General features: G+C 64.7%; 20 protein-coding genes and 2 pseudogenes. 9 read left to right on the forward strand and 13 right to left on the reverse strand.

What is annotated here, in order from left to right; translation table 11 throughout:
* The coding region (locus tag DU475_RS12115; protein ID WP_164632297.1) for a L,D-transpeptidase at window positions 1-672 on the reverse strand (672 nt) is incomplete at its 3' end.
* A 192-nt stretch (window positions 673-864) separates the two neighbouring features.
* On the opposite strand from DU475_RS12115, the gene DU475_RS12120 reads away from it, so the two are divergent.
* Complete coding sequence (locus DU475_RS12120) at window positions 865-1,968, forward strand: AI-2E family transporter (protein WP_013504095.1); 1,104 nt, start codon at window positions 865-867, stop codon at window positions 1,966-1,968.
* An 88-nt stretch (window positions 1,969-2,056) separates the two neighbouring features.
* Here the strand turns inward: DU475_RS12120 and DU475_RS12125 are convergent, their stop codons facing one another.
* Window positions 2,057-2,443, reverse strand: a complete 387-nt coding sequence (locus tag DU475_RS12125; RefSeq protein WP_013504096.1) for a hypothetical protein — start codon at window positions 2,441-2,443, stop codon at window positions 2,057-2,059.
* A gap of 383 nt (window positions 2,444-2,826) precedes the next feature.
* Complete coding sequence (locus DU475_RS12130) at window positions 2,827-3,633, reverse strand: response regulator (protein WP_013504097.1); 807 nt, start codon at window positions 3,631-3,633, stop codon at window positions 2,827-2,829.
* A gap of 203 nt (window positions 3,634-3,836) precedes the next feature.
* Between DU475_RS12130 and DU475_RS12135 the strand changes: the two genes are divergently transcribed.
* Together DU475_RS12135 and DU475_RS12140 are read left to right on the forward strand one after the other, a co-directional pair.
* Entirely contained in the window at window positions 3,837-4,076 is a 240-nt protein-coding gene (locus tag DU475_RS12135; RefSeq protein ID WP_013504098.1) for a NepR family anti-sigma factor, read from the forward strand.
* Window positions 4,076-4,621 carry a sigma-70 family RNA polymerase sigma factor gene (locus DU475_RS12140; RefSeq protein WP_013504099.1) on the forward strand — a complete coding sequence of 182 codons (546 nt, stop codon included), beginning with the start codon at window positions 4,076-4,078 and terminating at the stop codon, window positions 4,619-4,621. Before DU475_RS12135 ends, DU475_RS12140 begins: the two co-directional genes overlap by 1 nt.
* A 159-nt stretch (window positions 4,622-4,780) precedes the next feature.
* Here the strand turns inward: DU475_RS12140 and DU475_RS12145 are convergent, their stop codons facing one another.
* Window positions 4,781-6,445, reverse strand: a complete 1,665-nt coding sequence (locus DU475_RS12145; protein ID WP_164632298.1) for a CHASE domain-containing protein — start codon at window positions 6,443-6,445, stop codon at window positions 4,781-4,783.
* A gap of 253 nt (window positions 6,446-6,698) precedes the next feature.
* Complete coding sequence (gene ureG / locus DU475_RS12150; protein ID WP_047308067.1) at window positions 6,699-7,328, reverse strand: urease accessory protein UreG; 630 nt, start codon at window positions 7,326-7,328, stop codon at window positions 6,699-6,701.
* Between the two features lie 405 nt (window positions 7,329-7,733).
* On the opposite strand from ureG, the gene DU475_RS12155 reads away from it, so the two are divergent.
* Together DU475_RS12155 and DU475_RS12160 are read left to right on the forward strand one after the other, a co-directional pair.
* Complete coding sequence (locus DU475_RS12155) at window positions 7,734-8,084, forward strand: hypothetical protein (RefSeq protein ID WP_164632296.1); 351 nt, start codon at window positions 7,734-7,736, stop codon at window positions 8,082-8,084.
* A gap of 466 nt (window positions 8,085-8,550) precedes the next feature.
* Window positions 8,551-8,835 (forward strand): hypothetical protein, encoded by a 285-nt coding sequence (locus DU475_RS12160; protein WP_011159765.1) that lies wholly within the window; start codon window positions 8,551-8,553, stop codon window positions 8,833-8,835.
* A 70-nt stretch (window positions 8,836-8,905) separates the two neighbouring features.
* Here DU475_RS12160 and DU475_RS12165 read toward each other — a convergent pair.
* Window positions 8,906-11,018, reverse strand: a pseudogene (locus tag DU475_RS12165) (molybdopterin-containing oxidoreductase family protein).
* 265 nt (window positions 11,019-11,283) lie between these two features.
* Here DU475_RS12165 and DU475_RS12170 point away from each other — a divergent pair.
* Window positions 11,284-11,496 (forward strand): hypothetical protein, encoded by a 213-nt coding sequence (locus DU475_RS12170; protein WP_246700312.1) that lies wholly within the window; start codon window positions 11,284-11,286, stop codon window positions 11,494-11,496.
* 50 nt (window positions 11,497-11,546) lie between these two features.
* Here DU475_RS12170 and aadR read toward each other — a convergent pair whose 3' ends face one another.
* Window positions 11,547-12,266 carry a transcriptional activatory protein AadR gene (aadR, locus tag DU475_RS12175; RefSeq protein WP_013504105.1) on the reverse strand — a complete coding sequence of 240 codons (720 nt, stop codon included), beginning with the start codon at window positions 12,264-12,266 and terminating at the stop codon, window positions 11,547-11,549.
* A 194-nt stretch (window positions 12,267-12,460) separates the two neighbouring features.
* On the opposite strand from aadR, the gene DU475_RS12180 reads away from it, so the two are divergent.
* A complete protein-coding gene (locus DU475_RS12180) occupies window positions 12,461-12,778 on the forward strand; it encodes a c-type cytochrome (protein ID WP_013504106.1) in 318 nt (105 codons plus the stop codon).
* Here the strand turns inward: DU475_RS12180 and DU475_RS12185 are convergent.
* The 3 genes from DU475_RS12185 to DU475_RS12195 are packed head-to-tail and all read right to left on the reverse strand — an operon-like array spanning window position 12,738 to window position 15,879.
* Window positions 12,738-13,937, reverse strand: coding sequence for an ABC-type transport auxiliary lipoprotein family protein (locus tag DU475_RS12185; RefSeq protein WP_013504107.1), 1,200 nt, complete (start codon window positions 13,935-13,937; stop codon window positions 12,738-12,740). The genes DU475_RS12180 and DU475_RS12185 overlap by 41 nt on opposite strands.
* An 11-nt stretch (window positions 13,938-13,948) precedes the next feature.
* Window positions 13,949-14,728 carry an ABC transporter ATP-binding protein gene (locus DU475_RS12190; protein WP_013504108.1) on the reverse strand — a complete coding sequence of 260 codons (780 nt, stop codon included), beginning with the start codon at window positions 14,726-14,728 and terminating at the stop codon, window positions 13,949-13,951.
* A 2-nt stretch (window positions 14,729-14,730) separates the two neighbouring features.
* Entirely contained in the window at window positions 14,731-15,879 is a 1,149-nt protein-coding gene (locus tag DU475_RS12195) for an ABC transporter permease (protein WP_164632299.1), read from the reverse strand.
* A 150-nt stretch (window positions 15,880-16,029) separates the two neighbouring features.
* Between DU475_RS12195 and DU475_RS12200 the strand changes: the two genes are divergently transcribed.
* Window positions 16,030-16,440, forward strand: a complete 411-nt coding sequence (locus DU475_RS12200) for a hypothetical protein (protein WP_013504110.1) — start codon at window positions 16,030-16,032, stop codon at window positions 16,438-16,440.
* Between the two features lie 22 nt (window positions 16,441-16,462).
* Here DU475_RS12200 and DU475_RS12205 read toward each other — a convergent pair.
* Together DU475_RS12205 and DU475_RS12210 are read right to left on the reverse strand one after the other, a co-directional pair.
* Window positions 16,463-19,178 (reverse strand): annotated as a pseudogene (locus tag DU475_RS12205) (bifunctional acetate--CoA ligase family protein/GNAT family N-acetyltransferase).
* A 137-nt stretch (window positions 19,179-19,315) separates the two neighbouring features.
* Window positions 19,316-19,744: a CBS domain-containing protein gene (locus DU475_RS12210; RefSeq protein WP_013504113.1), complete on the reverse strand. Its 429-nt coding sequence runs from the start codon at window positions 19,742-19,744 to the stop codon at window positions 19,316-19,318.
* A 256-nt stretch (window positions 19,745-20,000) separates the two neighbouring features.
* On the opposite strand from DU475_RS12210, the gene DU475_RS12215 reads away from it, so the two are divergent.
* Window positions 20,001-21,563: a bifunctional aminoglycoside phosphotransferase/ATP-binding protein gene (locus DU475_RS12215; protein WP_013504114.1), complete on the forward strand. Its 1,563-nt coding sequence runs from the start codon at window positions 20,001-20,003 to the stop codon at window positions 21,561-21,563.
* On the opposite strand, the gene DU475_RS12220 is transcribed toward DU475_RS12215, so the two are convergent.
* Window positions 21,545-23,308 carry a PHA/PHB synthase family protein gene (locus DU475_RS12220; RefSeq protein WP_013504115.1) on the reverse strand — a complete coding sequence of 588 codons (1,764 nt, stop codon included), beginning with the start codon at window positions 23,306-23,308 and terminating at the stop codon, window positions 21,545-21,547. The two genes, DU475_RS12215 and DU475_RS12220, sit on opposite strands and share 19 nt — an antisense overlap.
* Window positions 23,309-23,360 lie beyond the last annotated feature (52 nt).

The raw sequence follows: 23,360 nt of genomic DNA on the forward strand, positions 1-23,360 counted from the left end.
CACCACCCGGGTTCCGACGCCGGCCCGGTTGAACAGGTCCTCGAGGTCCTCGTTGGTGAGGCGAATGCAGCCGGACGATACGAACTTGCCGATGGTCGCGGGATCATTGGTGCCGTGGATGCGATAAGTCGTGGAGCCGAGATACATCGCCCGGGCGCCGAGCGGATTGCCGGGACCGCCCGCCATGAAGCGCGGCAGATACGGCTGACGCGCGATCATCTCGGCCGGCGGCCGCCAATCCGGCCATTCAGCCTTGCGGGTGATGGTCTGCACGCCCGACCAGGTGAAGCCTTCCCGGCCGACGCCGACACCGTAGCGAATCGCCCTGCCGCCGCCGAGCACGTAGTACAAATAGGTATTTGCGGTATCGATCACGATCGTGCCGGCCGGCTGATTGGTCTGATACGACACCACGGTCCGGCGCAACCGATCGGGAAGCTGCCCATCCTCGCCAGCATCTGGAATGGCCTCGCGTTCGGACGGCAGCAGCATCTCCTCGTCGGCAATGAACGGACCGGCCTGCGGCACGGCCGCATAGCCGAGCGTCTGCGCAGACGCCGCGCCGGAAGGCAACGCACCAGCGAGCAGCACGGCGGCGACACCGACGAGCCATGGACGAATTCCGCGCGACAGCGACCCGTCGGCATCGGAGGTCTTCGAAACGGCAATCATGATTGCGTCCCCGCTTGTTAGTTGCAGCCTCTCGCTGCGCTGCTGACAAACGTCGTCCGGTCCAAAACCGTTCCGCCCCACCCCTCCGGAGGCGGCCGGAACGGCATCGGAACTTTCCGCCTCAGCGGTGGTTTAGTGCGCACGCCCGCGTCGCATCGCCGGCTCGAATCGGTCCAGCCGCCGGGGGGTCTTTTGCGCGTTCTTCCAGCCGAACCGCCGGGCACCCCGCTCCCCGACAGTGCCGACGACCGTCCCCCCCTGATCAGGCGCACCGAAGTTGTCGCATTCAGCCTGGTGTCGCTGCTGCTGATCTTCCTGATCGGCCTGCTCTATGTCGGAAAGCCGTTCTTCCTGCCGATCGTCACCGCCTTCGTCGTCGGCACGATGCTGTCGCCGATGGCTAGCCTGTTCGAGCGCTGGCATATCCCGCGCGGCGTCAGCGCGGTGCTGATCGTGCTGGCCGGCCTCGCCGGGGTCGTGTTCATGATCGGACTGATTTCGGTGCCGCTGATCGAATGGACCAACCGGCTGCCGGAGCTCGGCTCGCTGATGCGGGACAAACTGCACGTGCTGGACAAGCCGGTGGCGATGTGGCGACAGCTACAAACCGCGCTCGGCGGCGCCGAGGCGCTCGCTCCGGCGACGGTCCAGATGCCGAAGCTCGACTGGATGCAGCCCACCGTCGAGTTTCTCTCCCCCACCCTCACCGAGTTGGTGCTGTTTCTGGTGACGCTGGTGTTGTTCGTGGCGAGCTGGCGAGGCCTGCGGCGGGCGCTGGTGATGCTGTTCGCGGGCCGCGATGCTCGGCTGCGCACGCTGCGGATCCTGAACGAAATCGAGGAGAGCCTCGGCGCCTATCTGTTGACGGTAACGGTGATCAATCTGTGCTACGGCGCCGCGACCGGCCTGCTGTTGGCCGCGGCCGGCATGCCCAACCCGGCCGGCCTGGGTGCGCTGGCGGCGACGCTGAACTTCATTCCGATCATCGGTCCTTTCGTGATGTTCGTGATCCTGTGCGTGGTCGGAATCGTCAGCATGCCGACGCTCGGCGCCGGGCTGCTCGCGGCATTCGGCTTCGCCTGCCTGACCTTCATCGAAGGCCATTTCATCACCCCGACCATCATCGGGCGCCGGCTGGCGCTGAACGCGCTGGCGGTGTTCATCGCAATCGCATTCTGGACCTGGCTGTGGGGACCGATGGGTGCCTTCCTCGCCTCGCCCTTGCTGATCGTCGGACTGGTACTGAAGGAGCATCTGCTCCCGGTGAATTCACCGCAGCTACCCGACAGCCACTGAGACCGCCTCGCCGCCGGGAGGCGGAAACGCAAACATCCGCCCAGCAGGGCGGATGCGGCTTTCAGTTGTACACTTGAACGGAGCGCCGTCAGGCGAGGCAGCGGCCCGGCGCGAGCTGCTTGGCAGCTTCGGTGAGAACGCTCACCACCGGCTCGCAAGCCACGATCGGCTTAGGTGCCATCGCGGGCTTGTTCAGCGCCGGAGCGCGTAGCGCCCCACCGATCTGCTGCTGCGGGACCCGGACCAGAACGGATTGACCGATCAGGGTCACCGCGACGGTCTGCCCTGGCTGGGACTCACTGATCGCGCCGGCGCGATCGGCCTTGCCGGAGCGATTGACGTCTTGCGTCGGCACGGCGGATGCCTGCCGAAGCAACATCGTGCGGCCGAGATCCTCGCCGACCGCCAGTTGCGCCGCACCCAGCGTCCCGGTGATAGCAAGGGCGCCCAGAATTCCCCGCACAATGTGTGACATGATGATCTTGCCGCTTTTGTTGTAGCCGGCGTTGTGCCGCTTTCCCTGTGCGGCGCTGCCACTACGTCATTCGCGGCGCCCGCAATGATTAATCGCGCGGGCGGGAAAGCGGTTCGACGGTGATCGATCAACTGAGCGTGTTAACGATTTTATCAGTTGACGGGAACGGTTTTGGCATACCGGACGTTCTTCGAGCGCCGGTAGTCCCCCTGCCCCTAAACCGGCGACACAGGGCGCGGCTGCGTGATGCCAGCCGCGCCCTGTTCATGTTGATGGGTCCGCTTGGGCCAATGCTGCGCGGGCGTTGTGACGGACCGCGATGGACATGAAAACGCCGCCCGAAATCCTCCGGACGGCGTTCACTGCGGCAACTGTACTGATCGTCAGGAAGCGACGGCGCTGGGCTTCCGGTTCCGCGAATTGCGCTGGAAAAACAGTGCCTGACTGGCAACCGCCGATACCATCGCGGTCTGGAACGGCTTCGATATCAGGAACGCCGGCTCGGGGCGCTCTCCCGTCAAGAAGCGCTCCGGATATGCCGTGATGAACACCACCGGCACCTCGAAAGTGCGCAGCAGCTCGTTGACCGCATCGAGGCCGGAACTGCCGTCGGCGAGCTGGATGTCGGCCAGGATCAGGCCGGGCTTCTTGGTGCGGGCCAGCGCAATCGCATCCGCATGGGTGCGGGCGACGCCGATCACGTTGTGACCGAGGCCCTTGACCAGGCTCTCAAGGTCCATCGCGATGAAAGTCTCGTCCTCGATGATCAGAACGTCGGTCGCGATCTCCTCGGCCATCTCGCGGCCGGCGGCGTCGACGTATTCACGAATCTCGCTGACATCGGCCTGGAGCACGAAGGCCACCTCCTCCTCGGAGAAACCTTCCAGCGACAAAAGCAGAAACGCCTGCCGCGGCAGCGGTGTGATTGCCGACAGCCGCCGCTCCGAAGGCATCGGCAGGGTTCGAACCTCGGCGTCGTCGTTCAGGGCGACCGAGTTCCAAATCTGGGTAAACAAACGGAAAAGACCGGCCCGCGGGCCGTGCCGCTCGTCGAGAAGGGCGGGGTCCTGGAGCAGCGCCTCCAGCATGGCGCCCACATAGGCGTCGCCGGAGGTCTGGCTACCGGTCAGCGCGCGCGCATAGCGGCGCAGCAAGGGCAAATGCTCTGCAACAACCTGTGATCTCGACATCCCCACTCCATCAGTCATCTCGGCAACCGCCCGCCGCGGGCCGGCACCTCTGCGAGGGCAACTACGCACCAACGCGGCAAAAGTTCCATTGTGCCGTGGAACTTTCAGGTCGGGATCGCATTAGGCTCCAGTGAAACGGCGACCGATCAAGAAAACCCTCGAAGTTCAGGGGACTTGACCATGGGGAAAACATTGGATCAGTCATGCAAGAATTCAAGGCTCAAACCATGAAGAAGTCGGCTCCAGGCACCAAGGGTGGTCTCAACGCCGAAATTCAGGCTCGGATCGGACATCAATTACGGGCGATGTACGACGACGTGGTGCGGCAGGGTGTTCCTGATCGGTTCGCGGACCTGATCAAGAAGCTGGACGACCCGCAGCGGGCGGCGGAAGCCGCGACTGCCTCGGATACCAACAGCAGCAGCACCGAAGGGAGGGACTAATGCCTCTCACCGATTCCCTCCGGGACGACATTCTCGCCGCGGTGCCGAGCCTGCGCGCGTTCGCGATCTCGCTGAGCGGCAACGCCGACCGCGCCGACGACCTGGTCCAGGAGACCTTGCTGCGCGCTCTCGCCAACATCGATTCCTTCCAGCCGGGCTCCAACCTGCCGGCCTGGTTGTTCACGATCCTGCGTAACCTGTTTCGCTCCGACTATCGCAAACGGCGGCGCGAGGTGGAGGACGCGGACGGCAGCTACGCCAAGACGCTCAAGTCGCAGCCCGGGCAGACCGCGCATCTGGAATTCGAGGAATTCCGCACCGCACTGGACAAACTTCCGCAGGATCAACGCGAAGCGCTGATCCTGGTCGGCGCCTCCGGCTTCTCCTATGAAGACGCCGCGGCGATCTGCGGCTGCGCGGTCGGCACGATCAAGAGCCGGGTCAACCGCGCCAGATCCAAGCTCAGCGCCCTGCTTTATGTCGACGGTGCGGAGGATTTCGGTCCGGACGATACCGTACGCGCCGTGATCGGCGGCAACGGCTGACGCACCGCCCGATTTCCTCGATCCAATGGCGCATCGAGCAATCGGTCAATCCCCTCTCCTCAGCCCTGATGCAGAGGGGCCCCGTAGCCGGGCCCCTCTGCTGTTTGATTCGACCAGCCCGATCCGATCAGCAGGCGGGATGGATCTGATCGCTTGTCGCTATGGATGACGCGGCTTGCGGACCGGCCGGACCGGCGCGGTGATCTGCCCGGTCCGGGCCCGCTCGTTGACGTCGACAACGGTTTCGAGCGGCGCTGTCAGCTCATAGACGTAGCTGACATCGGTGAAATAGCGTTTGGACGTGCCGCCGAGCGCTTCGGGCGCGACACGGTCGAGCAGGATAATACCGAACTCGCTGTCGGGGCGGCGGGTGGCCGCGCTGGTGTTGAACTCTTCCCACCGGAAATAGAACGTCGCGTCCTTGCCTTCGCCGGTCACCGACCAGCTTGCTACTACGCTCGGATGCTTGCCGACCACGGCCAGCCCCTCGTCGGAATGCGACGCCAGCTCGAAGAACAGTAGCGACAAGCTCTGTGCCGCCCGGGCGCTGACCGCAATGTCCGGTCCATCGACTTCGATCCGGTCGGCATGCGGGATCGCCCGCCCCTCGAACAGGCCTTTCAGCATCACGCCCTGCCATTGGCTGTCGCTGAGCAGCGAAACCACGTTGGACATCGCGTGAATCCGCCCGATCAGCAATTCGCGGGCGACGTCGAGATCCGAGCCGTGGCGCAGCGTCCGGGTGACGATCGACTGAATAACCGCCAGGATGTTCTTCACCCGGTGGTTGAGTTCGTCGATCACTGCGGTAAGGCGGCGCTCGAAGCCGATCCGCATCTGGATCTCGCGCCGTAGCCGGATATTGCTGTAGCTGACATAGCCGAACAGCCCGCAGACGATCAGCGTCAGCGCCAGGCCGGCCAGCCCGATGATCAGCGCCATCTTCTGGGCACGCTCGTAAGGATCGATCTTCGGGTAATAAGCCAGCGACCAGTCGCGGTTGCCGAACGTCACGGTACGCACGATGAACGGATGGAAGCCCTCGGGATGGGCTCGTGAACTGACCTGCCCGCCCTCGTCGGCGACCAGCTCGTAACCTGCGCGGCTCGGATCCTTCAGCACCACCGAGAACAACGACAGATCATCATTGGTCAGCATCAAGGTGGCGAGGTTGTACGAGAAGGTGACGAAGCCGACGATATCGGAGCTGTCAGTATTCATCACAGGCGCCGCCAGCACCACGCCGATCGGGCCGTTGCCGGTCAGCGGCAACGGGTCGGACACGTGCGGCTGGCCTTCGGCCAACGCTCGGGCGAAGGTTCGGCCCAGAATCGGATCGTGATCCAGCATCCGTCCGGTAAGCGCCATCGTCTCCGGATTCCGCGGCTCGACGTCCATCACGACGTCCAGCACCGGATCGCGGGTCAGATCCAGGGGCTGGCCGTCATAATCGCGGACGGTCGGCTCGGGAAAGCCGGCCCTTGTCAACTCGGCCTCTGCCGCGGGCACTTCCTCGGGCTTCAACCGGGCAACCCAGGTGGCGAGTACGAAATCGGTCTTGAAGGTATAGATCGACGATCGCAGCGGCTGCAGCATGTCGGCCTTGATTACCGACGGCTTGCGGAACAGGCCGGACGCCACACGGCCGAGCAGCTCGCGCTCGGTCAACCGATCCTGAACCTGACTGGCATGGACGTCGATGGCGCGTCCGAGCGCGATCCGCTGAATGGCCGCTTCCTGCTCGTAAACGCGAGATGCGGAAAAGCCGGACAGCACCACCCCGACAATGGCGATCAAGCCGATGATGAAGCCTAGCCGAACCACGCTCTTACTCGTTGTCCGAGGCGGAGCGTCCGCCTCACCTATCCACCATATCTATGCCGGCCCACCATGAAGAAGCGTCGACCTCAGCGCAACTCAACGATCCATGAAGAAGCGGACGGGCGGGCTCGAAATCCAAGAGCGGTTCAACCGCAATCCGTCGGATTTCGTTCCGGCTCGAGGGATCACGAATTTGGTACAGCATCGCACCCCAACTCACCTGGGACTTTACCCAAGTGCGGGATCCGGTAACGGTTCAGCCCGGCGCGCGCGGCGTCAGGCCGCCTTTCTCCTCAATGAACCCGATGATGCGCTCCAGACCGACCTTGTTCTTCAGGTTTGTCATGACGAACGGCCGGGCTCCGCGCATCCGTTTGGCGTCGGTGTCCATCTTTTCCAGCGAGGCGCCGACATGGGGCGCCAGATCTATCTTGTTGATCACCAGGAGGTCGGAGCGGGTGATACCAGGCCCACCTTTGGACGGGATCTTGTCGCCCGCAGCGACGTCGATCACATAGATGGTGAGGTCGGCGAGTTCCGGAGAGAAAGTCGCCGCAAGGTTGTCACCTCCGGACTCGATCAGCACTAGGTCGAGACCGGGGAATTTGCCGCGCATCTCGGCCACCGCGGCCAGATTCATCGACGCGTCCTCGCGGATCGCGGTATGCGGACAGCCGCCGGTTTCCACGCCGGCGATCCGATCCGGCGTCAGGGAGCCGGAGCGCACCAGGAACTCGGCGTCCCACTTGGTATAGATGTCATTGGTGATGGCAGCGATATCGTAGCGCTGGCGCATGGACTTGCAGAGCAAGTCCATCAGCGCGGTCTTGCCCGAACCGACCGGACCGCCGATACCGACGCGAAGAGGACCGTGATCACCCGACATGATGGATTCCGCTTGAGCCTGGCACGAGGCGGCGAACACGATTGAGCCCGATCAGGCAGCGCCGCAAGCCGGCAAATAAGAACGATACGCCATCGGATTGCAAGCCGCACACGGCCGCGGTGAGCGGATGCGACCTTCGTCGCGAACTGATCCTTGGCGCGGCGTCCGGCATTCTTGCCGGTGGAGCTTGTCGCTCGCTTCGCCCTGAACCCGGCAAGTTTCTCGATACTGAGCGAGTCGAAGCGATCTAGGCGGTGGCTCCACCTCCTGCGTTCGACGCCGCGCTACCGGGTACCGCCAGCTCGTGCAACCCGCGGGCGATTTATCCACCACTCCGGCTCACACCGCGCATTTCGATTGACGTAACTGATCAAACACTTCCAATGACGCCGAACAGGACGAGCAATGCCGCAACAGCCGACCTCCGAATCCGCTGACCACAGCGGTAACAGCAGCCAGGACGAGCGCCTGCGGGAGACGGCCGCCAAGACGGTCCACACGCCCGAGGCGGTGCCAAAGGAGCCGGGATCGCGGCTTCCTGGCGAGGCGGCTCAGGTATCTGCGGCTGAGTTTCCAGCAGAACAGGCACTCCATGCCGAACTCAGCGCATCCAGCGAACGCGAAGAAATCGCGAAACGCATTGCAGCCTTCCGAAATTTGCAGATCAGCTTGAAGCGGGACCGCGAGGACTATTACGAGCGAACCTTGGCCCGCGCTCGTGCTGCACTCGCGTCAAACGCGAAATCACCGCACTGAGCAATCCGCATCCCGCGGAGGCGATCGGGCTGATTACCTCGTCGGAAGCGCATCGTTACGTCTTTGGTTGGACGCGCTCTCGCATCCGCTCAGACACTACGCACCCCCTGCAAAGCGTCCGCTCGCGACAAATCGTCTCCCTATCGGCTGCTGACTCCGCGAAATACACGCCGAAACGACCACTGTCTGCACTATTCGGCGGCACGATTCCACTTTGCGGGAAAACGCGGCAATCGCCCGACGGATTGCCGCCGGACCGCACAACAGGCGCATCGCCCGTCCTGCAGTATCGACCAAACGAGGATTGTCACTACGCGGCGAGTACCTATTTTCGCCTGAATCGAAACTACACGTGCTTAAACGAATGCTAACCGAAGCCGCCCCGATCACTTCGAACAATCGAAATTCAGAATTGTCGGCACGGAACGGGTGTAGTAGAAGGGCGCTTCACTAAAGGAGCCTACGCGTGGCAAAGAAAGCGAAAGCAAAGACTGCGAAGACCGCAGCGAAGTCGAAGAAGGCCAAGAAGGTGGTGACCAAGGCTGCGGCGAAGACCGCTACCAAGGCCAAGGCCGCCAAGAAGGGCAAGATCACTCGCCGCGAATACACCAAGGAAGACATCAAGGAGTTGAAGGCGCATTCGAAGGCGCGCACTCCGGTGGCGGAAATCGCCCGTCTGACCAATCGGACCGTCGGCTCGCTGCGTCAGAAGGCGCTGAAGCTCGGTATCGGCCTCGGCCACCAGCGCTGAGCCTGAACGCGCACCTCGCGAAGCGACCACGACTGCCGATCGCCGGCTCCAACCGGGCTCATCGGGTTCATCAGTCGCGCTTCGCGAGTGGCGCCCCAGCCTTCTTGATCCAGACCTTGTTGTCGTGAAACGCCGCACCACCGTGCGGCGCGACGGATTCTGCGCTGGTGAGGACGTTGATTCCCCGTCCTCCGCGATGCGCACGGTTCGGAAACACTGATTCGGCGATCACCACGCCGCGGCGCAGCCCGTCTGAAAGTCTGGCCGTCAGCATCGTCTCCCCACGGGAATTTCCCAGCACCACGACCTCGCCGTCCTCGATCCCGATTTGGTCGGCGTCGTCCGGATGGATCAGCACGCTCGGCTCGCCCTCGCGCGCCTGCGAGGATGGGGTCTCGTTGAAGGTCGTGTTGAGGAAGCTTCGGGCCGGACTGGTGGCGAGGCGGAACGGATGCTGCGGGTCGGCCTGTTCGGTCACCGCCCAGTGATCCGGCAGGCTCGGCATCGCCTCCCACGGTCCGAATTTCAGCTTGCGCGGGACGTTGACGTTGCCCCAATCGGCGCGGAAGTGAAACTTGCCGTCGGCATGGGCGAAGCCGTCCAGGAAGTGCGAGGCGCGGAAGTCGGGCTGCAGATCCCGCCAAAGATCGGCCTCGAGTTGCGCGATGCCGCCATGGCCGCTGCTTTTCAGCGTCGAATCGATCACTTCGCGCGGCGTCATGGCGAACGCCGGATGGTCGACGCCGAGCCGTCGCGCGACGCCTTGCAGCACCTCGTGGTTGGAACGACATTCGCCCGGCGGCTCGACCAGCCGGCTGCCGACCGAGATATGCTGGTGTCCGCCGCCGTAGTACAGGTCATCGTGCTCGAGAAACATTGTGGCCGGCAGCACGATGTCCGCCATCAGCGCCGTCTCGGTCATGAACTGCTCGTGCACCGCAACAAACAGGTCGTCGCGACCGAAGCCGGCGCGAACCAGCTCCTGCTCCGGCGCCACGGTCATCGGGTTGGTGTTCTGGATCAGCATCGCCTTGATCGGGGCTCCGCCACGCAAAGCCTCGGCGTCGCCGGTGAGGATGCGGCCGATCTTGGACTGATCGAGCACCCGGGTCGCCGGATCGAGCCGATCGAGCCCTTCGATCAGCGACTTGTCGAAGCCGAAGATCGCGCCGTTATTGAAGAACGCCCCACCGCCCTCGTATTGCCAGGCGCCGGTCACCGCCGGAATACACAGCGCAGCGTGCATCTGCGCCGCGCCGTTGCGGCTCCGGGTGAAGCCGTAGCCCAACCGGAAGAAACTGCGCCTGGTTTCGCCGACGGCGTGGGCGAAGGCTTCGATCTCGGCCTCCGCCACACCGCAGATCGCCGAGGCCCAGGCCGGTGTCCGCGTCGCCAGATGTGCTTCCAGTGCGTCCGGGCAGTCGGTGTAGCGCGCCATATAGGCCCGATCAGCGAGGCCGTCCCGAAACAGCACATGCATCACGCCACAGGCAAAGGCGCCGTCGGTCCCCGGGGCGCAGGATGATCCGGATATCGGCCTGCTGCATGGTTTCGTTGTCGTAGATATCGACCGCGGCGATCTTGGCACCGCGTTCTTTGCGGGCACGGGCCGCGTGGGTCATCACGTTGACCTGGGTCGACACCGGATTGGTGCCCCAGATTACGATCAGATCCGACCTGGCCATCTCCCGCGGATCGACGCCGGCGACCTTGCCGACCCCGGCGGCGTAGCCGGACCACGCGATGTTGGCGCAGATCGTCGAATAGAACCGCGAGTATTTCTTGACGTTGGCGAGCCTGTTGATGCCGTCGCGCATCACCAGCCCCATGGTCCCCGCATAGTAATACGGCCAAACCGACTCGGCACCGAAGGCCGCCTCGGCGGCGTCGAACCTGGCCGCGATCTCGTCCAGCGCCTCGTCCCAGGACACCCGGGCGAATTGTCCGGAGCCCTTCGGGCCGATGCGGCGCATCGGATAGGTCAGCCTGTCGGGATGATGGATGCGTTCCGCGTAGCGGGCAACTTTGGCGCAGACGACGCCCGCCGTGTAGGTCTGCCGCTTCGAGCCACGCAGCCGTCCGATGGTCGAGCCGTCGATCACTTCGACATCCAGCGCGCAGGCCGACGGGCAATCATGCGGACAGGTCGAGTGGCGGATGTCGATCGCGACAGGCTGGCTCATGTGCGAATCGTTAGCACGAACTCTGCCGGCTGAGAACGTGCCCCGGCCCGGCCAGCGTCCTGTCCACCAGCGTCACCTCCCCCCGCCGGCCGTCTGCAACTTTTCGGACGTGGGATCGTTATGCCTGCGCAACAGGGACGACGGGCGAGACATGCATCCAGCTCAACACATCGAATTCGACCGACTGGCGCAGGAGATTTCGGCCTGGCGCGCGGTTCCCCCCGACGCGCGCGCGCCGGCTCCGGGCTGGTGGTGGGGCCCCGCGATGGCACTGCGTCATGCCAGTCAGCCCTTGTCGCCGGAGCATTGCCGAAAATTCGGACTGCCGGTAGGCGCCTCGTTCGCGGACGCCGGAAACAAGGTCATGGCGTTTCTCGCGGCCCAGCGATCGTTGGCGAAACCCGGCCAATTCCCGAAACGGCGAACCAAAGAGCGCGCTATTCGGGCCGCGATGCCGTTTGCCGTCGCGGCGGAGTGAACAGCGGGGAGTTCGATAGTAGAGGGAGAGTACTCGAGACGGATCGTCGTCTAGGCTGCCGCCAGCGCGTCGAAGCGCTTCGGGTCGAGCACCCGCACGCCGTCCGGCACGATGACGATCAGTTTCTCACGCTCGAGCTTGGTGAAGGTGCGGCTCACGGTTTCGATCGTCAGGCCTAGGAAGTCGGCGATGTCCTGCCGCCCCATCGGCAGGCTGACGGTTTTGGTGACGCCTTCCAGCCGCGCCAGCCGATCGCGCCAACCGACCAGGAAGGCCGCAACCTTCTCTTCGGCCGAGCGGCGCCCGAGCAGCAACATCTGATCCTGAGCGAGGCTGAGTTCGCGGGTGGCGAAGTCGTTCATGCGGAGCAGCATCTGTGGGCGATTCTCGATGAAGCGCAGGAACGGACCGCGGAAGAACTTGCAGACGGTCACGCCGCCGATCGAATCCGCCGAAAACGAGTAGCGGTTGCCGGGCGCCATGCCGAGGAAGTCGCCGGGCAGCGCAAAGCCGATGATCTGACGGCGACCATCGGGCAGCAGCTTGTACAGGCGGGCGATCCCCTCGATCAGGCTGTAGACCGAATCAGCGACTTCATCCTCGGAGAACAGCGCTTCCTTCGGCCCATAGCGCACGTGCTGAGCGAGCCGTTCGAACTCCTCGTGATCGGCCGGTCCGAGTTCGCCGCAAATCGCCAACGCTCGCACCGCACAATGCGTCTCACACCGGAATCCATCGCAAGTCGTCGTCGGATAAGCGAGATGCGGCATCCATCACTCCATGCGGTCGTGACACTGAACTCTCCTGGTGCGCGTCGCCGTCGACCGACCGCCCTTCTGCGCCAGGAGGGCCAATATGTCGGCAAATCGTCAAGACGGCTTGACACAGATCAAGGTGATGCCACGACCATCATGCATGGTGCAAGTTGTTGTTTGGCTACCAGTTTTACCCGGCGGGCGGCTCGATGCGATGTGTTTTCGCCGGTGCGGCGATCCTGCTGATGATGGCCAGTCAGGCGACGGCCGCGACCCCCTCGGAACGTCGAGGCCTCGAATTCGCCAAGTCGCATTGCGCCCGATGCCACGCCATCGGCCGCTCGGGCAAAAGTAGGCTCGCTCAGGCGCCGCCGTTCCGCACCCTGCACACCCGCTACCCGGTCGAAACACTGGCAGAAGCGTTTGCGGAAGGTATTTATACCGGCCACCCGCGGATGCCCGAGTTTGAACTCGACCCGGATGAGATCAACGACCTTTTGTCGTACCTGAAGACCTTGGAGCGATAGACGGTCTGGCCGCGGCGGGCGGGGCTGGTTCGGCCTCGCTATGGCCGGCGGCGAGCGCCTGTGCGGTCCACGGAACCAGATCCTTGGCAATCGCATCGAAGGATTTGTCGAACGCCGCAACCGCGGCCATCGGCTCCGGTTTGGCGAGCGTCGTCGCCTGCTGAAACACCCTCGCTGCGACCAGCTTGCCATCCTTGTCGATGATCTTGCCGCTGAAGGCGATCTCGGCCTTCAGGTTGTCGCGCTCACCGACGACCTGAAAACTGCGGATGTCGGTCAGCAATTGATAGTCCGGCTGCACGGCGTCGTTGGGACGCATCGGAGCGTGGGCGATGTCGTAGTTTTCGAAGCTCTGGATCAGCTTCTCCTGCAGCATCTTCGGGATGCTGTCGCTCCACTGTGCGCCGGCGAATGCCTGGATCTCCAGCCCGGGAGCCAGCAGCATCTTCTGGCTGTCGAACAGGATCACGGTATTGGACTCCGGGATGGTGAGCTGTCCCTTGAGCGGCGGCGACGGTGGCGGGAAGCCGGCGGCGGCCGCGAGGTCGTACACGACCTTCTTCACCTCCGGTTCGTTGGCGCCGGTCATCCGCTCGACACCGCCGAGAATGCCGTCCAGCTTGTCGGTCTTGCCGGCCAGCCATTCCGAGAACGTTTTGAAGTTAGCGATGGTGTCCTTCAGCGGGCCGGAGTTCTCTCCGAGAACGGAATCGACTTTGCGAAGCGCCTCGCGCGCCGCCTGCGTCATGCTCATCCCGGCGCCCGGCTCTGCCACCAGCGTGGTCGCGGCCGCCGAGCCGGTGAGTTGCTTGCCGCCCTCGAGCGCCACCACGGGCACCCCGGTCAAGCCCTGGAAATCCAACCCGACCTTGGTATCCGGACGGACGGGCGTCGACGGCGCCACAGCGATCGTCGCATCCACCCGCCGCGGATCGTCGGGCGCCAGCGCCAGCGCCGTGACCTCGCCGACCCGGATGCCGTTGAACAGCACGGCCGCACCGACCAGCAGCCCGGGCACCGGATCGCGGAACTGAAGCTGGTAAGTCGTGCGCGCGCCGACGCCCGAGGTGTTGTGCAGCCAGAACACGAAGCCGAACACCGCGAAGATCGCCGCGAGCACGAACGCACCGACGATCGCGAAAGGAGCACGAGTTTCCATGGCGTGGCGTCCTAGTCCTGTCTGGGCTGGAGCATCGCCGAGCGCTTGCCGTGGAAATAGGCCCGCACCCAGGGATGGTCGGATTGCAGCAATTCGCGCATCGGCCCCACCGCCACGATCTTGCCGTCGGCCAGCGCCGCGACGCGGTCGCAGACGACGTTGAGGCTGGCGAGATCGTGGGTCACCATGAACACGGTGAGCCCGAGCGTGGTTTGCAGGGTCTTGATCAACTGATCGAAATCGCCGGCGGCGATCGGATCGAGGCCGCTGGTCGGCTCGTCGAGAAATACGATGCTGGGATCGAGCGCCAGCGCGCGGGCCAGCGCCACGCGCTTGGTCATGCCGCCGGACAATTGCGACGGATACTTGTCCCAGTCGTCGGGCGCGATGCCGACCATCTCCAGCTTGGCGGTGGCGATCTCGTCCTGCAGCTTCTCGGACATCTCCAGCGTCTCGCGCAGCGGAAACTGAACGTTCTGCCGCGCGGTGAGCGAGGAGAACAGCGCTCCCTGCTGAAACAGGATGCCCCAGGTCGCCGCCACCGAAGCTTTGCCGCGACCGAAACCGCGTTCGGTGTCGTGCCCCATCACTTCGATGTGCCCGCTCTGCTTCGGGATCAGGCCGATGATGGTGCGCATCAGTACCGACTTGCCGCCGCCCGAAGCGCCGACCAGGCCGAGGATTTCGCCGCGGCGGACGTCGAGCGACAGATGATCGAGCACGGTCTGCCGGCCGAACCCGACCACGAGGTCGGCGACGCGGATGGCATGAGATTCGGCGGGCCCGCCCATCGCTACATCCCGATCGACGCGAAGAACACGGCGAACAACCCGTCCAGCACGATCACCAGGAAGATCGACTTCACCACCGAGGTGGTGGTCTGCAGGCCGAGCGACTCGGCGCTGCCCTTGACCCGCAAGCCTTCGCTGCAGGCGACGATGCCGATCACCAGCGCCATGAACGGCGCCTTCCACATGCCGACCTGGAACGAATTCAGCGACACCGCCTCGTGCAGCCGCGCGATGAACACCGAGGGCTGCATCCCGCCGTAGAACCATGCCGTCAAAAGGCCGCCATACAGCGCCGCCATCGAGCCGATGAAGGCGAGGATCGGCAGCGCGATCACCAGCGCGATGATCCGCGGCAGGATCAAGACTTCGACCGGGTCGAGCCCCATGGTCGACAGTGCGTCCATCTCCTCGCGCATCTTCATCGAGCCGAGCTCGGCGGTGTAGGCGCTGCCGGAGCGGCCGGCGACCATGATCGCCACGATCAGCACGCCGATTTCGCGCAGCACCAGAATGCCGACCATGTCGACGACGTACGAGTCCGCCCCGAACTTGCGGAAATGGAAAATGCCCTGCTGCGCGATGATGGCGCCGATCAGGAAGGTGATCAGCACCATGATCGGGATCGCCTGCCAGCCGACCCGGTACACCTGGTAGGTCAACGAGGTCAGTCGCAACGAGCGCGGCCGGCGCAGCACGCCGAGCACGGCAACGCCGAGAGCACCGAGCATCTGCAGAAACACCGCGATATCGGCGGTGGCACTCCAGGCCGAGCGACCGATCTCGTCGAGCTTGGCGATGATCGGATTTGGCTTCGGATGCGGCGTCGGTCCGCGGCGGTTGAGCTGCCGCACCTCGTCGATCAGTTCGGCGTAGCTGTCGGCAATACCCTTGAACTGCGCGGGACTGCCCGCTTCCGCGGCGCTGCGCGACAGCTTCTCCAGAACCCATGCGCCGATCGTGTCGATCTCGCCGATCGTCGCCATGTCGATGGTGAGCGACTTCGCGGACGCGATCTGCTGCGCAGCTCCGGCAGAGAGCTGCTCCATGATCTTGCTGTTCGTCGCCGTCCACGCTCCGGTCGGCTCGAGCTCCAGCGTATCGCCATCGATCTTGGCGTTCAGTCCAGGCGCCGAACTCACGGCTGGTCCCATCCGGTCTCGAAGGCCAGCATACGCTGCTCCGTTTCGATTCGCGCCGAGGCGTTGCAGTGCACAGTTTGCGTCGCGCACCGCGATTGATGCAAATCAATTATGGTCCTTCTGCTCTGCGTCAGCATTGTCGACAACGCCAGGAGCGAAACAATGACCAAGGCCACGCCCTCCACCATCCTCAACACCTCGTTGCCGGCGTGCTTCCGCCAGATCAGGCTCGAACTCGCGCGCGAGCCCGGACATCCGGAGGGCGAAGCCAACATCGCCTATGTGATCGTCGCGCCGCTCGACAGTGACGATCGGATCGACGCCGAGATCTGGAAGAAGCACCGCGAAGCCTGCCGGGTGGCGCGGCAGCGGCCGCGTCAGTCCGACAGTCTCGGTCATCTGGTGCATCGACCCGGCGGCTCCTGGGCATTCCAGTACGACAGCGCCGCCAACCTCCCGGACGAAGCCGGCTATCACTTCGCCGACGAACGTTTCGTGCAAGGCGAGTACGTGTCGCTGCGCGAGGAAGGCGACATGCACACCTTCCGTGTGGTCTCGGTGAGCCGGCTGTAGCGGTCAATAAACCAGCGGGTCGTCACGCCGACTTGGCGGCGCGGGCGGCTTCCTCGGTCAGCGGCAGCCGGACATTGAGGATGTCCGGCTCGGAGGGGTCGGTCTTGGACTCGAAGCCGAGGTCACGGCACATCCGCAGCATCGCAGTGTTCTCGCGAAGAACCTGGCCGCAGACGTAGTGCAAGCCCTCGGAGCGGGCATATTCGATGATCAGTTTCATCAGCGTCCAGCCCAGCCCTTTGCCCTTCAGGTCGGAGCGCAGCAGGATCGCGTATTCGCCACTCTCGTAGATCGAGTCGGAGTGAATCCGGACGACACCGAGCATTTCGCCGGTGATCTCGTCGAACGCAACGAACGCCATCGCGCGGGCGTAGTCGATCTGCGACAGCCGGGCGATGAAGGCGTGGCTGAACTCCTTCATCGCCGCAAAGAACCGCAGGCGCAGATCCTCCGGCGTGACGTGCTTGAGGAATTCGTGGATCGCCGGCTCGTCGTCGGGACGGATCGGCCGCGCCAGCACCCGCCAGCCGTCCTTCACGATCAAATGCCGTTCCCACTCGGTCGGATACGGCTTCACCGCGAAATGCGTGTTGCCCCGCCCCGCGAACTTGCGCTCCGCCTCGCGCACCACGACGCGAGCGTCGATCGCCACCACACCGTTTTCATCGGCGAGCAGCGGATTGACGTCGAGCTCGCGGATCTCCGGCAGATCGGCCGCCATCTGCGACAGCTTCACCAGGGTCAGCGCCACCGCGCTGCGCTTGACTTCGGGCACGTCCCGATAGGCGCCGAGCAGCTTGGAAACCCGGGTGCGTCCGATCAGCGATTCCGCGAGTGGCAGGTCGAGCGGCGGCAGCGCCAGCGAGCGGTCGTCGATCAGTTCGACCCCCGTGCCGCCCTGGCCGAAGGCGATTACCGGACCGAAGGTCGGGTCGTCGGCGATGCCGATGGTCAGTTCGCGCGCCTTCGGCCGCAGGATCATCGGCTGCACCATCACGCCGTCGAGCCGTGCATCGGGCCGCAGCCTGGCGGCGCGCGCCAGAATCTCGTCGACCGCGACGCGGACCGCTTCGACGCTGGTGAGGTTGAGCACGACGCCGCCGATGTCCGACTTGTGCGGAATGTCGCGCGACAGCACCTTCACCACCACGGTGACGCCCTGCGACAGGAACGACGACGCCCACGACACCGCTTCCTCGGCATTGGTGGCCGCCAGCGTCGGAATCATCGGGATCTGATACGCCGCGAACAGACCGCTGATCTCCAGCGGATCGAGCCAGGAACGCTTCTCGCGGAGCGCTTTCTCGACGATCGCGCGGGCGCTCTCGGTGTCCGGGTCGAAATCCTTCGGCAGGCTGGGTGGCACTTCGGTGAGAAGCTGCCCCGCCTCGCGGTAGCGCACCATGTTCATGATGCTGCGGACAGCGTCGTCCTCGGTCGGATAGTTCGGGATCGAGGCCGCGTCGAAGGCGTGGGTGACAGCCTCCTCGGCGCCGACCCAGACCGCGAACACCGGCTTGAACAGCGTGCGGCGAACGCGTTCCTCGCCGACCACGCGGATCACTTCGCGGGCGATGTCCCGCGGCGACGCCACCGCGGTCTGCACGTTCATCACCAGGACCGCGTCGTTGTCCGGATCGGCGAGCAGCATCGACAGCGTCGCCGAATAGCGCTCGGCGTCGGCATCACCGGTGATGTCGATCGGATTGAAGCCGGACCACGAGGTCGGCAGGATCGCGTCGAGCTTCTTGTGCAGATCGGCCGACAGCGTCGCCGGCTCGCCGCCGAGCTCGACCAGCCGGTCGACCGCCAGAATGCCGATGCCGCCGCCGTTGGTGAGGATCGCGACGCGCTTGCCGCGCGGTGCGCTGACCCGGCCGAGCGTCTCGGCGCAGTCGAACAGTTCGCGCAAATCGTACACCCGCAACATGCCGGCGCGGCGGAATGCGGCTTCGTACACCGCGTCGGCGCCGGCGAAAGCGCCGGTGTGGGTCGCCGCCGCCTTGGCGCCGTGCGCCATCCGCCCCGACTTCACCACCACCACCGGCTTGACCCGCGCCGCGGCGCGCGCCGCCGACATGAACTTGCGGGCGTCGGTGACGGCTTCGATGTAGAGCAGGATCGCGCGGGTCTCGAGATCGGCGGCGTAGAAGTCGAGCATATCGGCGATGTCGACATCGAGCTGATCGCCGATCGACACGATGCCGGAGAAGCCGATCTCCTTCACCGCCGCCCAATCCACCATGCCGGCGGCGATCGCGCCGGATTGCGAGATCAGCGCCAGATTGCCCCCGCCCGGCGGCGAAGCTGGCGTTGAGATTGGCGCCCGGGATCATGATGCCGGGACAGTTCGGCCCGATCAGGCGGATGCCGGATTTTCGCGCGGCACGATTCGCCGCTTCGGCGTAGGAGCCTTTGCCGCGCCCCATCTCCGAACTGATGATGATCGCGCCGGCGACGCCGAGCTCGCCGGCCTCGGCGACGACCTTCGCCACCGAACGCGGCGGCGCGGTGATCACGATCAGGTCGGGAACGAACGAAAGCCGCGCGAGGGAATCGACGGTTTTGAAGCCGCCGATCTCCGGATAGCGCGGATTGACGACGCCGATCGCGCCCTTAAATCCCGCCTCGCGCAAATTGGTGAGGATCGCGCGACCGAGTGATGCGGGGCGAGGACTGGCACCGACCACAGCGACCGCACCGGGAGACAGGAGAGTGCTCAATCGATAGGTCGACATCTCACCTCGCCACCGGACGGCCAGCGGCGAACGGCAGCCGTCTCGCGATGCGGAATCCGCGCTCGCACTATGTACGACAGATGCAGCAACAAGCCAACGCCGGCCGGGCGCGGCGGAGAGACGCGTACCGCAGGCCGTCAGCGAACCTTGGTGAAACTCGCAAGCGCCTTGATGACGTCCTCGCGCGAGATGATACCGTCCAGCTTGCGATCAGCGTCGAGCACGGGGATGCTGCGGGTCTGATGCTCGACCATCAACTGCAATACCCGGGTGAGCTTGGTATCGGAGTGCACGTAGAGGAAGTCCGCCGACATGATGTCGCCGACCGTCCGATTCATCAGATCGTCATAGTGCGGCAGCATCTGGGTCGGGTGGAAGGCGAAGCAATTCAGGAAATCGTACTTTGTCACCATGCCGATGACACGCTGATCCTCCACCACCGGATAGGCGTTGAAGTCGTCGTGTTCGAACTTGTCCTCCAGCTCGCGCATGGTCAGTTCACGCGACACGGCCTTCACCGCTCGCGTCATATGGTCGGCAACGGTTGCCTCTAGAAACTTATACAAGACCAGACCCAATCACTCGGAATGTTCACCAACGATTTCCGGCGACCCAATGGCGGCCCTGCTAATCGTCGTGGTGTGCAAATTGACCGCAGCTTTGGCGAATTGAATTGATCAAGGTCAAACAGGCGGCAATTCGGCCGCCGCTTGTTTTTTGTACAACAATCCTCATGAATTCACCGGTCGGATCTGGTGTCGGGGACCGCAACCTGTGTGCATCCTCGAACTGTTCTCAAATCCCCAAGTAGCAGCGGTTGCGATGACAGAGCCCAAGACCGAGCCCGCCGTCTCCCAGCAGGAAGTGCTCGGTTTCCTCGGCGGCCTGCGATGCCCCGACGGCAGTCCCGTGGTGCAGATCGACACCCACGGCGCCGCCGTCTTCCTGCAGGGGAACCGGGTGCTGAAGATCAAGCGAGCGATCAAGTTCCCGTTCCTCGACTATTCGACGCTGCAGAAGCGCCATCGCGCCTGTGAGCAGGAACTCGCGGTGGGGCGACGATTCGCGCCCGCGATCTATCGCCGGGTGGTCCCGATCTGCCGATCAGTCAGCGGCGCGTTGGAAATCGACGGGGACGGGCCCGTGGTCGAATGGGCGGTCGAGATGAGCCGGTTCGACGAAAGCAGGACGCTGGATCATCTCGCCAGCGCCGGCCCGCTCGGCTCCGAACTGGTCGACGCGATCGCCGATGCAATCGCGGCCTCGCACCGTGCAGCGCCGCTGGCCGCCACCGCGCCGTGGATCGCCTCGATCGAGCCGATCCTGGCCGACAACAGCAGCGAACTCGCCGACGGCGGGTTCGACGCGGAACACGTCGCGGCCATCGATCAGAGCAGCCGCACCGCGCTCGCGAAGTTGCGCGGATTGCTGGAACGGCGCGGCGCCGCAGGGTTCGTGCGGTGGTGCCACGGCGATCTTCACCTCGCCAATATCGTTGTGATCGACGACAAGCCGACATTGTTCGACGCGATCGAGTTCGATCCGGCGATCGCGTCGGTCGATGTCCTGTATGACCTCGCCTTCCCGCTGATGGATCTGTTGCACTACGGCCGCGGCAGCGACTCCACACAACTTTTGAACCGCTATCTCGCAGTAACGGCCGACGACAATGTCGATGCGCTGGCGGCGCTGCCACTGCTGCTGTCGATGCGCGCCGCGATCCGCGCCAAGGTGATGCTGGCGCGGCCCGCCGCCGACGAGCCGACCCGGCGCGCCAATCGGGCCGGCGCCGAATCCTATTTCAATCTGGCGCTGAGGCTGATCGCGCCGCCCACTGCCCGGTTGGTCGCGGTCGGCGGCCTGTCGGGAACCGGCAAATCAGTGCTGGCGCGAATGCTCTCCGGCCATGTCGCACCGCTGCCGGGCGCAGTGGTGCTGCGATCGGATATCGTCCGCAAGAGGCTATTCGGCGCGGCCGACACCGAACGGCTGCCGGCCGCCGCCTACGCGGCGGATGTCACCGAGAAAGTGTATCGCAGCCTCGCCGATCGCGCCGGCCAGATCCTGAAGCAGGGACATTCGGTGATCGTCGATGCGGTGTTCTCGAAGCCGGAGGAGCGCCACGCGATCGAAGCCGTCGCGACGGGACACGCCGCCCCGTTCCACGGACTGTTTCTGACTGCGGATATCGGCACCCGGATCGCGCGGGTGGCCGGCCGCGTCGGTGATGCCTCGGACGCGACGCCGGAGATCGTCCGCCAGCAGCAGAGCTACGCCTCCGGTGCGATCGGCTGGACGACGATCGACGCTTCCGGCACTCCGGCCGAGACGCTGGCCCGCGCTCTCACGGCGCTGCCGCAGAACGATCAGGTCTGCAGCACGTAACTGCCCGGCGCCTCGGGCAAAGTCGCGGCATCGGCATCCGGCAGCCCCATCCGCGGCGGTGCGACCAGCTCGCCCGAGCGGGCGCCGAGCCAATGCAGCCATTCGACCCACCACGATCCCTCGGCGTGCGGGGCCTCCTGCAGCCAGTGATCCGGCCCGACATAGGGGCCGTCGGCCTCTTTGGTCATGACCTGATAGCCGTGCGCCTTCGGCGACGGCGGCGAGACGATGCCGGCATTGTGGCCGCCGCCGGTCAGGCAGAAGGTGATCTCGGCATCCGCCAGCAGGTGGATCTTGAAGGTCGATCGCCAAGGGGCGACGTGGTCGCGCTGCGTTCCCACCACGAACATCGGCGTGTGGATGTCGGACAGCGCGATCGGGCGGCCGTCGACGACATAGCGGCCTTCGGCGAGATCGTTGTCGAGGAACAGCTTGCGCAGATATTCGGAATGCATCCGATACGGCATCCGGGTGGCGTCGGCGTTCCATGCCATCAGATCGTTCGGCTCGGAGCGCACGCCCATCAGATAGTCGTGCACCAGCCGCGACCAGATCAGGTCGTTGGAGCGCAGCATCTGGAATGCGCCGGACATCTGGGTGGTGTCGAGCACGCCGCGGTTCCACATCATGTCCTCGAGGAACGCGACCTGACTCTCGTTGATGAACAAGGTCAGTTCGCCGGCCTCGGTGAAATCGGTCTGTGCGGCGAACAGCGTGATCGATTTCAACCGGTCGTCGCCGTCGCGCCCCATCGCCGCGGCCGCGATCGACAGCAGCGTGCCGCCGAGGCAATAGCCCGCCGCATGGATCGGGCGTCCCGGCAGGATGGCGCCGATGCTGTCGAGCGCCGCCATCACGCCGAGGCGGCGATAGTCTTCGAGCGAGACATCGCGATCCGCGGCGGTCGGATTGCGCCACGAGATCATGAACACGGTGTAGCCCTGCCCGGTGAGATACTTCACCAGCGAATTGTGCGGCGACAGGTCGAGGATGTAGTACTTCATGATCCAGGCCGGCACGATCAGGACCGGCTCGGGCCGCACCGCTTCGGTCGCGGGCGCGTATTGGATCAGCTCGATCAGCTTGTTGCTGTACACCACCTTGCCGGGGGTGACCGCGACATCCTTGCCGACGACGAAATCGTGCTTCGGCTCGTGCGCCATCAGCTCGAGCAGATCCTCCCACCAGTTGCGGAAGCCGTCGGCGAGGTTGCGACCTTCGGTGGCCACGGTGCGGCGAAGCACTTCTGGATTGGTGAGGGCGAAGTTCGACGGCGCCCACACGTCGAGCATCTGCCGGGTGGCGAATTCGACGATCTTCTCGTTCTGCTCCGAGACCCCGCGAATGTTGGTGGTAGCGTCGTGCCACCACTGCTCGGCCAGCAGAAATCCCTGCGCCATCATGTTGAACGGCGGCTCGCGCCATTCCGGCGCACTGAAGCGGCGATCCTGCGGTTGCGGAGCGATCAGCGACCACGGCGCGGTCTGGCCGATCGAGGCTTCGGCGAGCTGCGTCCCACGGCGCAGCGCATCGCTGACGAGATCCATCCGCTGCGTCGGTGCCCAGAACAGATGCGACAGCCAGTCGAAATAGGCGAGCGTCAGCGCCGTCGGCGACAACCCGCCGGTCAGCGGCGCCAGTGTCGCATGCAGAGTGCGGTCGCTGTCGCTCGGACCGAGGTGCCTGGCGGGCGGCTGAATTTGCTGGGAAGCGGCACTCGGCGCCGGCGGAGAAGTCTGCAACATCATCACCTCGTCGCGGTCGTCGCGCGGAAACGCCGGCACGGCCTGTGGCTAG

The organism is Rhodopseudomonas sp. WA056, assembly GCF_010906995.1.
Lineage (GTDB): Bacteria > Pseudomonadota > Alphaproteobacteria > Rhizobiales > Xanthobacteraceae > Rhodopseudomonas > Rhodopseudomonas palustris_G.

Excerpts from the sequence above, each read along its gene's own strand:
- DU475_RS12125 (WP_013504096.1), bottom strand. The coding sequence starts at position 2,443 with ATGTCACACATTGTGCGGGGAATTCTGGGCGCCCTTGCTATCACCGGG.
- DU475_RS12130 (WP_013504097.1), bottom strand. The coding sequence starts at position 3,633 with ATGTCGAGATCACAGGTTGTTGCAGAGCATTTGCCCTTGCTGCGCCGC.
- DU475_RS12135 (WP_013504098.1), top strand. The coding sequence starts at position 3,837 with ATGCAAGAATTCAAGGCTCAAACCATGAAGAAGTCGGCTCCAGGCACC.
- DU475_RS12140 (WP_013504099.1), top strand. The coding sequence starts at position 4,076 with ATGCCTCTCACCGATTCCCTCCGGGACGACATTCTCGCCGCGGTGCCG.
- ureG (WP_047308067.1), bottom strand. The coding sequence starts at position 7,328 with ATGTCGGGTGATCACGGTCCTCTTCGCGTCGGTATCGGCGGTCCGGTC.
- DU475_RS12155 (WP_164632296.1), top strand. The coding sequence starts at position 7,734 with ATGCCGCAACAGCCGACCTCCGAATCCGCTGACCACAGCGGTAACAGC.
- DU475_RS12170 (WP_246700312.1), top strand. The coding sequence starts at position 11,284 with ATGGCACTGCGTCATGCCAGTCAGCCCTTGTCGCCGGAGCATTGCCGA.
- aadR (WP_013504105.1), bottom strand. The coding sequence starts at position 12,266 with ATGCCGCATCTCGCTTATCCGACGACGACTTGCGATGGATTCCGGTGT.
- DU475_RS12180 (WP_013504106.1), top strand. The coding sequence starts at position 12,461 with ATGCGATGTGTTTTCGCCGGTGCGGCGATCCTGCTGATGATGGCCAGT.
- DU475_RS12185 (WP_013504107.1), bottom strand. The coding sequence starts at position 13,937 with ATGGAAACTCGTGCTCCTTTCGCGATCGTCGGTGCGTTCGTGCTCGCG.
- DU475_RS12190 (WP_013504108.1), bottom strand. The coding sequence starts at position 14,728 with ATGGGCGGGCCCGCCGAATCTCATGCCATCCGCGTCGCCGACCTCGTG.
- DU475_RS12195 (WP_164632299.1), bottom strand. The coding sequence starts at position 15,879 with ATGGGACCAGCCGTGAGTTCGGCGCCTGGACTGAACGCCAAGATCGAT.
- DU475_RS12200 (WP_013504110.1), top strand. The coding sequence starts at position 16,030 with ATGACCAAGGCCACGCCCTCCACCATCCTCAACACCTCGTTGCCGGCG.
- DU475_RS12215 (WP_013504114.1), top strand. The coding sequence starts at position 20,001 with ATGACAGAGCCCAAGACCGAGCCCGCCGTCTCCCAGCAGGAAGTGCTC.
- DU475_RS12220 (WP_013504115.1), bottom strand. The coding sequence starts at position 23,308 with ATGTTGCAGACTTCTCCGCCGGCGCCGAGTGCCGCTTCCCAGCAAATT.